10 protein-coding genes are annotated in these 13,741 nt (G+C 61.9%); 3 read left to right on the top strand and 7 right to left on the bottom strand.

Annotation, left to right across the window (positions count from 1 at the left end):
* Positions 1-245 precede the first annotated feature (245 nt).
* The 7 genes from ACX3P0_RS19900 to ACX3P0_RS19930 all read right to left on the bottom strand — a co-directional run bounded on the left by ACX3P0_RS19900 (position 246) and on the right by ACX3P0_RS19930 (position 8,173).
* Positions 246-1,418, bottom strand: coding sequence for an iron-containing alcohol dehydrogenase (locus tag ACX3P0_RS19900; RefSeq protein WP_459091219.1), 1,173 nt, complete (start codon positions 1,416-1,418; stop codon positions 246-248).
* A 17-nt stretch (positions 1,419-1,435) separates the two neighbouring features.
* A complete protein-coding gene (locus tag ACX3P0_RS19905) occupies positions 1,436-2,821 on the bottom strand; it encodes an aldehyde dehydrogenase family protein (RefSeq protein WP_459091221.1) in 1,386 nt (461 codons plus the stop codon).
* A 34-nt stretch (positions 2,822-2,855) separates the two neighbouring features.
* The gene (locus ACX3P0_RS19910; RefSeq protein ID WP_459091223.1) at positions 2,856-4,226 is read right to left on the bottom strand and encodes a glutamine synthetase family protein; all 1,371 of its coding nucleotides are present in this window, start codon (positions 4,224-4,226) and stop codon (positions 2,856-2,858) included.
* Positions 4,227-4,317: 91 nt separating this feature from the next.
* Positions 4,318-5,382 carry a TRAP transporter substrate-binding protein gene (locus tag ACX3P0_RS19915; protein WP_459081569.1) on the bottom strand — a complete coding sequence of 355 codons (1,065 nt, stop codon included), beginning with the start codon at positions 5,380-5,382 and terminating at the stop codon, positions 4,318-4,320.
* Positions 5,383-5,508: 126 nt separating this feature from the next.
* A complete protein-coding gene (locus ACX3P0_RS19920) occupies positions 5,509-6,834 on the bottom strand; it encodes a TRAP transporter large permease (RefSeq protein WP_459091225.1) in 1,326 nt (441 codons plus the stop codon).
* Positions 6,831-7,334 carry a TRAP transporter small permease subunit gene (locus ACX3P0_RS19925; RefSeq protein WP_459091227.1) on the bottom strand — a complete coding sequence of 168 codons (504 nt, stop codon included), beginning with the start codon at positions 7,332-7,334 and terminating at the stop codon, positions 6,831-6,833. Before ACX3P0_RS19925 ends, ACX3P0_RS19920 begins: the two co-directional genes overlap by 4 nt.
* Before the next feature lie 2 nt (positions 7,335-7,336).
* A complete protein-coding gene (locus ACX3P0_RS19930) occupies positions 7,337-8,173 on the bottom strand; it encodes an N-formylglutamate amidohydrolase (protein ID WP_459091229.1) in 837 nt (278 codons plus the stop codon).
* Between the two features lie 153 nt (positions 8,174-8,326).
* Between ACX3P0_RS19930 and ACX3P0_RS19935 the strand changes: the two genes are divergently transcribed.
* The 3 genes from ACX3P0_RS19935 to ACX3P0_RS19945 all read left to right on the top strand — a co-directional run bounded on the left by ACX3P0_RS19935 (position 8,327) and on the right by ACX3P0_RS19945 (position 13,689).
* Entirely contained in the window at positions 8,327-9,154 is an 828-nt protein-coding gene (locus ACX3P0_RS19935) for a MurR/RpiR family transcriptional regulator (protein WP_459081573.1), read from the top strand.
* A 234-nt stretch (positions 9,155-9,388) separates the two neighbouring features.
* Positions 9,389-10,561: an efflux RND transporter periplasmic adaptor subunit gene (locus tag ACX3P0_RS19940; protein ID WP_459081574.1), complete on the top strand. Its 1,173-nt coding sequence runs from the start codon at positions 9,389-9,391 to the stop codon at positions 10,559-10,561.
* Positions 10,558-13,689: an efflux RND transporter permease subunit gene (locus tag ACX3P0_RS19945; protein ID WP_459091231.1), complete on the top strand. Its 3,132-nt coding sequence runs from the start codon at positions 10,558-10,560 to the stop codon at positions 13,687-13,689. The genes ACX3P0_RS19940 and ACX3P0_RS19945 overlap by 4 nt, the downstream gene beginning before the upstream one ends.
* Positions 13,690-13,741: the final 52 nt, after the last annotated feature.

Consider the following 13,741-nt stretch of genomic DNA (forward strand, 5'->3'; position numbering starts at 1 on the left):
GTCTCTCCGTTGAACTGACGCCGTGGGGCGCCCCCGATGCGTTATATTCGTTCTGTGACAGTCCGGTGAAACCGGATGCCGTGGATTTCCCAAAGACCTGAAAGTTAACTACTTTTACGAAGCACCCGCAATCGGGGTGCGCCGATCATTTTTCCGGCTAACGACTTTTTTCCACTCCCTCTGCCTATCCGATCGCATCCTTCTGGAAGCGATCGGGGACGGGCTCGCACCCGCCCCCGAATTTCCTAGAGCTTTCCCGTCAAAGCGCTTTCCAGCAGCGACAAGGCATCGTCGCGCGTCAGCTTGATCGGGTTGCCGCCGGCGGTCGGGTCGACGATCGCCATGTCGGCGATCAGGCCCTTGCGGGTGGCATCCATATCCAGGCCCTTGATGAACTCGGGCAGCGTGTGCGGCACGTTGAGCAGCTTGCGCAGGTCGATGATCGCCTTGGCAAAACCGTCGAAGCCGCCATCGATGCCGCAATAGGCGGCGAGACGGACGATACGCTCTTCGATGGCGCTGCGGTTGAAGGCCAGCACATAGGGCATGAACACGGCGTTGGTCATGCCGTGATGCGTGTCATAGAGCGCGCCGATAGGGTGCGATAGCGAATGGATCGCGCCAAGTCCTTTCTGGAAAGCGGTGGCGCCCATGGCGGCCGCGCTCATCATATGGGCGCGCGCAACGAGATCGTTGCCATTGGCGAAGACCTTCGGCAGGTTCTCGAACACCAGCCGCACGCCTTCGACGCCGATGCCGTCGGCCATCGGGTGATAGCCCGGCGCGCAATAGGCCTCAAGGCAGTGCGCCAGCGCGTCCATGCCGGTGCCGACCGTGATGAAACCCGGCATGCCGGTGGTCAGTTCCGGATCGGCGATGACGATGGCCGGCAGCATCTTCGGATGGAAGATGACCTTCTTGGTATGGCTTGCCTCATGCGTGATGACGCCGGCGCGGCCGACTTCCGAGCCGGTGCCGGCCGTCGTCGGCACCGCGATGATCGGCACGATGGCGTCGCCATCGGCGCGGGTCCACCAGTCGCCGACGTCCTCGAAATCCCAGACGGGGCGGGTCTGCCCGGCCTGGAAGGCGATCAGCTTGCCGAGGTCCAGCGCCGAGCCGCCGCCAAAGGCGATGACACCGTCATGCTTGCCCTGCTTGAACACTGCGATACCGGCGGTGAGGTTGGATTCCACCGGGTTCGCCTTGACGTCGGAGAAGACGCCATAGGGCACCTTCGCATCGTCGAGGATTTTCAGGGTCGACGCGACGACCGGCAGCTTGGCCAGCCCCGGATCGGTGACGAACAGCGGATGCTTGATGCCGGTAGCCGCCAGTGCGTCCGGCAGTTCGGAAACACGGCCCGCGCCGAAGCGGACGGTGGTGGGGAAATTCCATTTGGAAACGAGGTTGGTCATTTTTTGCTTTCGAGGATTCAGATGGATTCGCGCAGGTGGAACGACTTCGGCCGCGTCAGATTATCGTAGCCGATGGCCGAAAGGGCAGCGCCCTTGCCGGTGTCCTTGACGCCCGTCCACACCAACGCCGGATCGACATAGTCGCAGCGGTTCATGAATACGGTGCCGGTCTGGACCTGGTCGCCGATGGCGGCGGCATGGTCGGTGTCGGTGGTCCAGATCGAGGCGGTCAGGCCGTAGGGGCTGTCGTTCATCAGCGCGATGGCTTCCTCGTCGTTGCGCGCCTTCATGATGCCGACGATGGGACCAAAGCTTTCCTCGCGCATGACGCTCATCTGATGATCGACATTGGTCAGCACTTCCGGCGCCAGATAGGGCGAACCGGGGCTGTCATTCGCGACCTTCATGTCGATATGCGATCTGGCACCCTTGCGCAGCGCTTCCGCCTTCTGCTCGCGGATCAGGTCGGCAAAGCGCGCCTGCGCCATCGGCCCCATGGTGGTCGCCTGCTCCAGCGGATTGCCGACGACATAGTTCTTCGTCTCAGCAATGAAGCCCTCGACGAACTGGTCATAGACTTTTTCATGCACATAGACGCGCTCGATGCCGCAGCAGCACTGGCCGGAATTGAAGAACGCGCCGTCGACCAGATTGGCGATGGCGTGGTCCAGCTTGACGTCCGGCAGCACATAGGCCGGGTCCTTGCCGCCAAGCTCGAGGCCGAGCGTCATGAACGTACCCGCCGCCGCCCTTTCGATAGCGCGGCCGCCACCGACAGAACCGGTGAAATTGACATGGTCGATCTTGCCCGAGCCGAGCAGCTTTTCGGTCTGGGAATGGTTGAGAACGATATTCTGGAACACGCCTTTAGGCAGGCCGGCTTTCTCGAAGGCCTGTGCAAAACGCTCGCCGACCAGCAGAGTCTGCGCCGCATGCTTCAGGATCACCGTCGATCCCGACATCAGCGCCGGCACGATGGTGTTGACGGCCGTCAGATACGGGTAGTTCCATGGCGCGATGACCATGACCACGCCGAGCGGCTCCTTCTTCACATAACGGCGGAAGCCATCCTTGGGGTTCGACGCCAACACCGGCTTCAGCGCCTGCTCGGCGATCTCGACCATATACTGGGTGCGTTCCTTGACGCCGCCGAACTCGCCGCCATAGCGCACCGGACGGCCCATCTGCCAGGCGATCTCCGGCACGATCTCGTCGGTCATGGCGACCAGCGCCTCCAGCATGGCCAGCACATATTTGCCGCGCTCGGCGATCGAGGTCTGCGCCCAACCGATTTGCGCGGCGCGTGCGCGCTCGACCGCGGCATTGACCGCCTGATCCGTAGCAATGGGCCGCTCCACATAGATCGAGCCGTCGATGGGAGATTTGAGTTTTACGGTTTCCAATTTTTTCTCCGAATTTCTATAGCCGCCACATTCATCAATACCGCTCAAACCCCCGGTGCAATTCCCAGTCGGTGATGCGGCGGTCATATTCGAGCTGTTCCCAGCGCGCCGTATGGACATAATGTTCCACGACGTCCTCACCCAGCGCTTCCTTCAGCATTTTCGATTTGGCCATGGCTGTGGTGGCGTCGCGCAGCGTCTTCGGAATTTCCGGCAGACGCGCGGCCTGGTAGGCATCGCCGACGAAGGGTTTTTGCAATTCCAGCTTCTCGTCGATGCCGGCAAGACCAGCTGCGATCAGCCCCGCGAAGGCGAGATACGGATTGAGGTCGGCACCGCCGATACGGCATTCCATGCGGATGCCCTTGGTGCCTTCGCCGCACAGCCGGAAGCCGGCGGTGCGGTTGTCCTCGCTCCACATGATCTTGGTGGGCGCGAAGGTGCCTGACTGGAAGCGCTTGTAGGAGTTGATGTAGGGGGCCAGCAGCAGCGTGTATTCAGCGGCATATTTGAGCTGGCCTGCCGACCATTGCCGGCCAAGTTCGGACAGCGTCCACGGCGCGTCCTTGTCGAAGAACAGCGGCGTCTTGCCGTCGGCGCTCCACAGTGAATTGTGGACATGGCTGGAATTGCCGGCCAGGCCGTAATTGTACTTGGCCATGAAGGACACGGCCTTGCCCTCGATGTCGGCGATTTCCTTGGCGCCGTTCTTCAGGAAGACGTGACGGTCCGCCATCTCGAGCGCCTCGGCGTAGCGCACATTGATCTCTTCCTGGCCCGGTCCCCACTCGCCCTTGGAATTCTCGATAGGAATGCCCGCTGCGTACATGTCGTTGCGCAGGCGGCGCATATAGCCTTCTTCCTTGGTGGTGATGCCGATCAGATAGTCGCCGATATGCGGCGACGCCGTCTCCAGGCGCTGCCAATGCTTGGCGCGGGCCGAATTGTAGGTTTCGGAGAACAGGTAGAATTCCAGCTCGGACGCGAAATAGCCCATATAGCCGCGCTCGGTCAGGCGCTTGATCTGCTTTTTCAGGATGCCGCGCGGCGAATGCGCAAGATCGTCATGGGTGCGATGATCGAGAAGGTCGCAAAGCACCAGCGCCGTCTTTTCCAGCCACGGAACGAGACGGATGGTGGCGAGGTCGGGCTTCATGACGAAGTCGCCATAGCCCTTGGACCAGCTTGCCGCCTTGTAGCCGGGCACCGGCTCCATATCGATGTCGTCGGCCAGCAAATAGTTGCAGCCATGTGTCTCGTCATGCGCGGACTCGACGAAGAACTGCGCCAGGAAGCGCTTGCCGATGAGGCGGCCCTGCATGTCCACGGCAGCCGTCAGCACCGTGTCGATCTCGCCTGACGACACCGCCTTCTTCAACTGATCGAACGAAAGATTTCCGGCCATTCTTCTCTCCGCCGCCTACACGGCCACTTCCAGGTTTCACGGGAGAGCCCGGCCGCCGAAGCGGCCGGGCTGTTTTCAACTTCAGAACCGATCAGCTGTAGCGATAGGGCGCGCCGGCCTTGACCATCGATTCGTTGTATTTCTTGATGATCTCGACGACCCTTGCGGCACGCGGGCTCTCGCCGGCGACCTCGTCCCAGAACTTGGACGCTTCGGTCTCGACCTGCTTCCACTCGGTTTCCGGAATCGTCGTAAGTTCCAGCTTGCCTTCGTTGCGGTATCTGGCCTCGCCTGCCCAGTACCAATGCTGGCGATAATAGTGCGAGGTATCGATGGACATCATGTAAAGCTGCTTGAGGTGATCCGGCAGAGCATTCCACTTGTCGGTATTGACGAAGTAGGAACCGGCCCAGGCGCCCGACAGCGGGTTGGTCAGATAATACTTCAGAACATCCGCCCAGCCGACGGTGTGCATTTCGGTGATGCCGCACCAGCACACGCCGTCCAGTTCGCCGGTCTGGATCGCAGGCGCCACGTCCTCATAGGGCAAGGACACGGGCACGACGCCAAATTTCGACAGGAACTGACCGCCGGTTGGGAACGTATAGACGCGCAGCCCTTTCAGGTCCTCCAGAGACTTGATCGGCTTGGTGGTGCCAAAGTTGCATGGATCCCACGCGCCGGTGCTGAGCCAGGTGACGCCGGGGATTTCGGCATAGGCTTCTTCCCAGATTTCCTTCAGCCCATGCCAGTGCCACAGCGCAGGCACGTCCAGCGAATAACGCGAGGCGAGCGGGAAATAGGCGCCGAACACCTTCACATCCACCGGAGCCGCCGCCGAATCGTCGTCACTCTGCGCCGCGTCGATGGTACCGGACTGGACTGCGCGAAACAGCTCGCCCTGCGGCACCAACTGGTCGGCCGTATACATCTCGATTTCCATCTCGCCATGCGCGGCTTTGTTGAAGGCGTCGACGCCCGTCTTGCACACATGTTCCGCCAGCGCCGGGCCGGCATAGGTCTGGAGACGCCACTTGATCGGCGCCTGCGCCTTCACATAGGGCGTGGCCAGCGCGGTGGCGCCTACGGCACCGGCGCCGGTCAGGATGGATTTGCGCAGGAAGTCGCGTTTGTTCAGCGTGGTTTTATCGGTCATCTAACAAGTCTCCCATCATCGATAGATATTTGAATTTCGAACGGTGGCGGCACACCCGCTCCCCGGCACTTCTGTCTGTTATCCATTTCTCCCCTTTCTCCTTGGTCCATTCATATTCCTCCACCTCTACCTGCCTGTAATGACGTGCGGTAACCACAGCGCGATCTGCGGAAAGATCATGATGATGATCAGTGACAGTATCATCAGGAAGAAAAACGGCACGATCGACCGATAGATGTCCATCAGCGAAATTTCAGGCGGGGCCATGGCCCGCATGAGGAATAGATTGTAGCCGAATGGCGGCGTTATGTACGCGATCTGGCAGGTAATCGTGTAGAGGATGCCGAACCAGATCGGATTGAAGCCGAGGCTGACGACCAGCGGAATATAGAGCGGCGCTACGATGACCAGCATCGCCGTATCGTCCAGGAACATGCCCATGACGATGAACGAGACCAGCATCAGGATGAGGATCGTCCAGGGCTGGAAATCCCAGGTGTCGATCATCAGCGTCTTGACCGCCTTGACCGCGCCCAGACCGTCATAGACCGCGCTGAAACACAGCGCACCGAGAATGATCCACATGAACATGCAACTGATGGCCAGCGTGTTGCGCGTCGAATCCTCGAAGACCTTGCGGTTGAGATTACCGCCCCACCACGCGGCCAGCGTTGCAAGTCCCGCTCCCACGGCGGAACTTTCAACGAGGCTCGTCGTGCCCGTCATGAACAGGCCCATCATGACGAAGAAGATGGCAAGCGGCAGCAGCCCCTGCCTCAACAACCTATACTTTTCAGAGCGCGTGATCTGGGCACGCTCTTCCGCCGGCAGCGCCGGCCCGATGTCTGGCTGCAACAGGCACCGGATATAGACGTAGCCCGCAAAGACGACAGCCATCAGGAGACCTGGACCGACGCCAGCCAGCCACAAATCGAGCACCGGCTGGCGCGCGATCATGGCATAGAGCACCAGCACCACGCTGGGCGGGATCAGGATGCCGAGCGACGACCCGGCCTGGATGACGCCCGTCACCATGACCTTGTCGTAGCCGTGGCGCAAAAGCTGCGGCAGCGCGATCGTCGCTCCGATCGCCATGCCGGCGACCGACAGGCCGTTGAGCGCTGCAATCAGAACCATCAACCCGATGGTACCCAGCGCCAGACCGCCTCGCACCGGGCCGAACCACACATGGAACATGCGGTAAAGGCCCGACGCGATACCCGATTCCGACAGCATGTAGCCCATGAAGACGAAGAACGGCACGGTGATCAGCGGATACCAGTTCAGCACCTGGAACGAGGCGTTGAACGGCATTTCGAACGAGCCCTGCCCCCACAGCCACAGCGCCGCGGCGGAGCCGACAAAACCGATGACACCGAAGACGCGCTGGCCGGTGAAGAGCAGCACCATCATGGTGCCGAACATAAAAAGGGTAATGAGTTCCGAGCTCATGCAATCGGCTTTCCGCGTGCGATGGCGACATCTTTGATGAATGTCGAGATGAGCTGCAAAAGCATCAGGAAGACGCCCGTCGTCATCACGACCTTGATCGGCCACAGTGGCGGACCCCAGGCCGAATAATTCTTTTGACCGTAGACGATTGCGTAGTTCGTACTCGACAGGGCTCCGCTGAGCAGCACCACCAGATAGAAAATCACGAACAGGATGGTGAAGGCGTCGGTGAAAGCGCGCCGTCGCGCCGACAGCCGGCCATAGAACAGGTCCATGCGCACATGCTGGTCGAGCTGGAGGGTGTAGGCCCCGCCGAGAAGATAGTAGGCCGAGAGCAGGAACTGCGACATTTCCAGCGCCCAGTTGATGGGAATGCCGAGAACGAGACGTGAAGCCGTGGAGGCCAGCAGGATCGCGCCCATGACGAAGAACAGGTACATGGCGACCCGGCCAACTCGATAGTTGAGAGCGTCGACATATCTGACAAAAAGCCGGGCCATCGTTACCCTTCCGTTGGCTGTCGGTTTGAGTGCGGCAGTTCCGATTGGCTGGAATCAATCGACACCTTGCCGTTGGCGGAGATGGTGATCGCGCCCAGTATGCTTCCCAGCAGCCCCGCCCATTTCTTCTGCCCCGCCGCAGCCGAAATCTCGTCGTTGCGGATTTCGATCATGGCGCAGGCAAGACCGCGCGAACGCGCGTGGCGCTCCAGCGTGAAATAGACCCGGTCGGCAGGCGAATAAGGCTCGTTGTCCCCGGATACGATACCGGCGACCGCGTTCAGAGAGCGCAGCAGCGGCGTGGCAATGCGCATGTCGTCATCATGAATTATGCCGACGTGCCAAGGACGAGCGACCCCCTTGTACACCGACGTGAAGGAATGCACCGACACCAGCCGCGTTTCCTGCCCGCGCGCCAGACGCGCCTCGATGACGGCGTCGACGGCATCGTGAAACGGCCGCCAGCACAGGTCGATGCGCTCCTGGCGTTCGGCCGGCGACAAGTCCGCATTGCCGGGCACCAGCGTGGTTTCGCTGACCGGCGGGATCAGGTCCGGCGCATCGAGCGGACGGTTGCAGTCGAGAACCAGGCGCGAAAGGCCGGTCTGGATCAGCGGCGCGTCAAGCGCCTCGGCAAGCAACTTGGCTACAGGCAACGCGCCGGGATCCCATGCAATGTGGCGGCTGAAATCCGTGGGAGGAAGGCCAAGCGAGCCGAACCGCGCCGGTACGGAATTGGCGGCGTGGTCGCAGGTGAAGACGTAGGCGCCGCGGCCGTCAGGGTTCGTGACCTGCACGGTGTCCGACTTGGCAATGCTTGCGCCCCTCACTGTCTCCATCGAACCGCAATCCCCCCAAGCGCTGTATCTTATGATACTGATTTTATCTTGTTGCGCACCTATGGATGATTTCATACACATTGGCGTACTTTGTCAAACGTGTTTTGCGGACTGCCCCAAAACATCGGGCAAGGAAACAGGGCGGATCAGACGATGGGCGTGAACATTGCGGAACTGATCACCGACCGTATCGGAATCATGCCCGCCGGCGAGCGCCGCGCAGCCCAGACGCTCATCGCCAACTATCCCCTGATAGGCCTGAAGACGGTGGCCGAATTCTCCCATGTCGCGGGCGTGTCGTCGCCGACGATCCTGCGTTTCGTTGCCCGGTTGGGTTTCCAGAACTATTCCGAATTCCAATCGTCGCTGCAGGACGAACTTGCCGCCCAACTGCAATCGCCGGCATCACGCACGATCAACCCCCATGCCTTGAGGGACAGTGCGGTTACGCCCTTGCTGGAAGCGACACTCGACAACATGCGCGAGACCTTCCGGCATATCTCCGACGACCAACTCGGCGAGATCGCCGCCAAGCTGTCCGACCGGCGCGGCCATGTGTTCCTCATCGGCGGCCGCTTCACCGACCCGTTGGCGCGCTACATGGCCGCCCATCTGGCCATCATCCGCCCCAACGTCTTCCATCTCGCGGGCCAGGAAAGCGTCTGGCGCGACCGGCTGATCGACATGGGCAAGCGCGACGTATTGCTGATCTTCGACATAAGGCGCTATCAGGAAAGCCTCGTCCGCTTTGCCGATCTGGCGCATGGGCGCGGCGTGCAGATCATGCTGTTCACCGACCAGTGGCTTTCCCCGATCGCCCGCTTTTCACGCCATGTTATCGCCGGCCGCACCGCGATGCCTTCGGCCTGGGACTCGGCGGCGGCGCTTTTCGTGGTGACGGAGGCGCTGATCGCTGCCGTTACAAGGCAACTCGAAGCCGATACCGCCCGGCGCCTGCAGGAAATGGAACGGCTGCGCTGAAACTCCGGTCGCAATGAGCCGACAACGACCCCTGCTAGGCCGGATTGCCGATTTTTCTGAATTTACCAATCCTTACCTAGATTTAATGTGCTTTCTTCGCCGAAAATTGTCATAAAGAACCGATATCAACGGTGCGCGTTTGCGTAACACCGCGTACTGTGTTGTCCGGACCGGAGGTGCCACTCCCTGAAGGCGCCGGTGAATGCAAGAATGCTTTTGCCAACCGGGGAACCAATGACTGCCTGGAAACAGATACTTTTCGCTTTCGCCCTGCTGGTAGCGGCAGCCTTCGCCTGGATCGGTTTCTTTCCGGGCGCTTCGGATGTGCTGGACCGCTGGGGCATCGACTGGGCGCATGCCTCGACGGCCAAGGGTGAAGCAGGCAATGGGGCTGGCCCGGCAGCAGGCCCCGTAGCCGCTAACGAGCAGCCTGGCTTGCAGCAGACGCCCGTGGTGACGGCACCGGTCACCCTCGCGACGGTCAATGACCGGTTGCAGGCAATCGGCTCCGGCCGGGCCAAGGCGACGGTGACGGTCAACCCCTATTCTTCCGGACGCCTCACCGAATTCCTCGTCCAGTCCGGCGCCCATGTCGACAAGGGCCAGATCGTCGCCACGCTCGATTCCGATACGGAGATTATCGCCCTGCAACGCGCCAAGGTGGGCGTCAAGGACGCGCAATCCAAGCTTGACCGCGTCAAGACGCTGAAGGCGGCCAATACCGCGACGGCGGTTGCCGTCACCGATGCGGAAGTGACATTAAGCACAGCCGGACTGGTGCTGCGCGACGCGCAGCTTGCGTTGGAGCGCCGCTCGATCGTAGCCCCTATCGGCGGCACGGTGGGCATCCTGCCGATCGCTGCCGGCAACTACGTCACCAGCCAGTCGGCGATCGCCACCATCGACGACCGCTCTTCTATCCTTGTCGATTTCTGGGTGCCGGAGCGGTTTGCCGGTGCGGTACAGGTCGGTGCGGCATTGACGGCGGCGCCGATCGCCATGCCCAAGGACGTTTTCCAGGGCACCGTTTCGGCGGTCGACAACCACGTCGACGAAAAAAGCCGCACGCTGTGGGTACAAGCCCTGATAGAAAATCCGGGCGACTCCTTGCGCGCGGGAATGGCCTTCGTCGTCACCATGAAATTCCCCGGCGACACCTATCCGGCGGTCAGCCCGCTCGCCATCCAGTGGGGAACGGACGGCGCTTATATCTGGGCGGTGGAAAACGGGAAAACGAAGCGCGTTTCCATTCGCATCATCCAGCGTAACACCGAAACGGTGCTCATCGACGCGCCGATCGTCAGCGGCGACAGGGTGGTGACCGAAGGCGTGCAGAGCGTGCGCGAGGGCAGCGAAGTCCGCATCGCGGGCGAGGAACGGCGCGCGGCGGACGCCAGCGGCTCATGACGCAGACGAAAAACGCCGCCAGCGAAACGGGCCTCACCGCCCTTTTCGTCCGCAGGCCCGTCATGGCCTTCGTGCTGAACACGCTGATCGCCGTCGCGGGCCTTGCCGCATTCTACGGCGTCGAAATTCGCGAATTGCCGGACGTGGACCGCGCCGTCATCTCCGTTACCACCGGCTTCTCGGGCGCATCGGCCGAAACCGTCGACCGCGAACTGACCGATACGATCGAGGGCACGGTCGGGCGCGTCTCCGGGGTCAAGTCGATCTCATCCACCTCTTCCTTTGGACGCAGCCGCGTCACCATCGAGTTCAATGACGGCGTCGACCTCAATGTCGCGGCCTCCGATGTGCGCGACGCGGTCGGGCGGGTAGCCAATGCCCTGCCGGACGAGGCCGACCCGCCCCGCATCGTCAAGGCCGATGCCAATGCCGACGCGGTGATGCGGCTGGCCGTGACCGCCGACAACATGTCCATCCAGGACATGACGATCATCGTCGAGGACCAGATCGAGGATACGCTGGCTGCCGTGCCGGGCGTCGCCGACGTCCAGGTCTATGGCGACCGCGACAAGATTTTCCGGATCGATGTCGACCAGAACAAACTGGCCAGCCACGGCTTTACCGTCGCCGACCTGCGCGCCGCGCTCGCCTCCGTCGCCTTCGATTCGCCAGCCGGATCGATCAACACGACCAACCAGAACCTCATCGTGCGCACTACCGCCGACGTGACCACGCCGGCGGAATTCGAGAACATCGTCATCGGCGGCAACACGCATATCCGCGACGTCGCAACCGTCACGCTTGGCCCCGATATCGGCCAGACCACGTTGCGCTCGGATGGCAAGACCGGCATCGGCATGGGCATTATCCGCCAGGCGGAATCGAACACGCTCGACATCTCCGCAGGCATCAAGGCGGCCGTCGCCAAGCTTCAGAAAACGCTGCCTCAGGGCATGTCGATAAAGATCACCAGTGACGACGCGGTGTTCGTCGAGGGCGCCGTCCACGAAGTGGAACTGGCGCTCAGCCTTGCCGTCACCTTCGTTCTGATCGTCATCTATCTGTTCCTGCTCGACTGGCGCGCCACCCTGATCCCCGCTTTGTCGATGCCAGTGGCCATGATAGGCACCATCGCGGCGATCTATCTGGCCGGATTTTCGATCAACATCCTGACCTTGCTGGCGCTGGTGCTGGCGACCGGCCTGGTTGTCGACGACGCCATCGTCGTGCTGGAAAACATCGTGCGCCGGCGCAACCAGGGCATGGGCCCGCGCGCGGCCGCCGTGCTCGGCACCAAGGAAGTGTTTTTCGCCGTCATCGCCACCACGGCGACGCTGGTTGCCGTGTTCGTGCCGATCTCGTTTCTGCCCGGCCAGACCGGCGGCCTGTTTAGAGAGTTCGGCTTCGTCCTTGCCATGGCGGTTCTCTTGTCCTGCGTGGTGGCGCTGACCCTGTGCCCGATGCTGGCGTCGCGCCTGCTGACCAGCACTTCGCTGCACCAGGAGAAGCGAAAGGGGCCGGGTGCGCGCATCGGCGCGGCGCTGAACCGGCTTTATCGGCGCTGCCTTCACGCATGCCTGGACGCGCCATGGATCGTGGTGCTGGTCGCCGTTCTGTTCGCCGGCACCGCCTTTTCCTTGTTCGGCACCATCCGCCAGGAACTGACGCCGACCGAGGACCGCTCTGTCGTGTTGTTGCGCATCAGTGCGCCGCAGGGCGTCAGCCTCGACTACACAACCGCGCAGATGGAAAAGATCGAAAGGCTGATTCAACCGATGCGCAAATCCGGCGAGATCGAAAGCACGTTCGAGTTCGCCGGCAACAACGGCTCCTACAATACCGGCTTCATGGTGATGACGCTGTCGCCATGGGACCAGCGGACGCGCAGCCAGCAGCAAATCATGGCCGAGATCAGCAGCCTCTCCAAGCAGATACCGGCCATTCGCATCTTCCCGGTGCAGCCCAACAGCCTCGGCATCCGCGGCGCCGGCAACGGTCTGCAGTTTGCGCTTGTCGGCAATGACCGCAAGGCACTGGGCGAGGCCGCCAACAAGATCATCGACGCGATGCAGAAGGATCCCCGCTTCCAGTCGCCACGCCTGACGGTCGATCCCACCCAGCCGCAGCTTGCCGTCGCCATCGATCGCCAGCGCGCTTCCGACCTCGGCATCGACATTACCGGGCTGGCCGACACGTTCCAGACGATGCTCGACGGCAATGATGTCGTCGACGTCTATATCGCCGACCGCAGCTATAGCGTTAAGCTGGTATCGACCACCAACCCGGTCAACGACCCGACCGATCTTGAAAACCTGTTCCTCAAGACGGCGGACGGCCGTTACGTGCCGATGTCGTCCATCGCCACATTGACGGAAAAGGCGGTGCCACCGTCGCTGACGCGCGAACAGCAGCAACCATCGGTGGCGATCACCTCCAACCTGCACGGCAACTTCGCGCTCGGCGATGCGCTCGGCGTCGCCGAACAGATCGCCCAGCCGCTGCTGCCGCCGGGCGCCCGCATCCTGCCGCTGGCCGAAGCCGCGACGCTCGGCGAAACCAACAGCGCCATGATTACCATTTTCGGCTTTGCGCTGGTTATCATCCTGCTGGTGCTTGCCGCCCAGTTCGAAAGCTTCGTCAGCGCCGTCATCATCATGGCGACGGTGCCGCTCGGCCTCGCCTGCGCCATCTTCGCCCTGCTGCTCAGCGGCACCAGCCTGAATGCCTATAGCCAGATCGGCCTCGTGCTGCTGGTCGGCGTCATGGCCAAGAACGGCATCCTGATCGTCGAGTTCGCCAACCAGATGCGGGATCGGGGCATGAATGTGCGCGAGGCGATCGAGGAAGCCTCGACCATCCGGCTGCGCCCGGTGATGATGACCATGATCTGCACCGTTTTGGGCGGCGTGCCACTGGTGCTGGCCAGCGGCGCGGGTGCGGAAGCGCGCATCGCGCTCGGCTGGGTAATCGTCGGCGGCCTCGGCCTCGCGACGGTATCGACGCTGTTTCTCACCCCGGTCGCCTATTTGCTGCTTGGCCGCTTCGTCACGCCCAACATCAAGGAAGAAGAACGCCTGACGCGTGAACTGGCGGAAGCCGCCTATATCGACGTCGAGCCGGCGGAATAGACTTGATCCTCCAGCGATCTGGTGACATTGCCGGCGCGAAGCCCTATCTGTG

The organism is Mesorhizobium sp. A556 (assembly GCF_054489545.1).

Coding starts and splice junctions, on each gene's coding strand:
- ACX3P0_RS19900 (WP_459091219.1), bottom strand. CDS start 1,418: ATGACCAACCTCGTTTCCAAATGGAATTTCCCCACCACCGTCCGCTTC.
- ACX3P0_RS19910 (WP_459091223.1), bottom strand. CDS start 4,226: ATGGCCGGAAATCTTTCGTTCGATCAGTTGAAGAAGGCGGTGTCGTCA.
- ACX3P0_RS19915 (WP_459081569.1), bottom strand. CDS start 5,382: ATGACCGATAAAACCACGCTGAACAAACGCGACTTCCTGCGCAAATCC.
- ACX3P0_RS19920 (WP_459091225.1), bottom strand. CDS start 6,834: ATGAGCTCGGAACTCATTACCCTTTTTATGTTCGGCACCATGATGGTG.
- ACX3P0_RS19925 (WP_459091227.1), bottom strand. CDS start 7,334: ATGGCCCGGCTTTTTGTCAGATATGTCGACGCTCTCAACTATCGAGTT.
- ACX3P0_RS19930 (WP_459091229.1), bottom strand. CDS start 8,173: ATGGAGACAGTGAGGGGCGCAAGCATTGCCAAGTCGGACACCGTGCAG.
- ACX3P0_RS19935 (WP_459081573.1), top strand. CDS start 8,327: ATGGGCGTGAACATTGCGGAACTGATCACCGACCGTATCGGAATCATG.
- ACX3P0_RS19940 (WP_459081574.1), top strand. CDS start 9,389: ATGACTGCCTGGAAACAGATACTTTTCGCTTTCGCCCTGCTGGTAGCG.
- ACX3P0_RS19945 (WP_459091231.1), top strand. CDS start 10,558: ATGACGCAGACGAAAAACGCCGCCAGCGAAACGGGCCTCACCGCCCTT.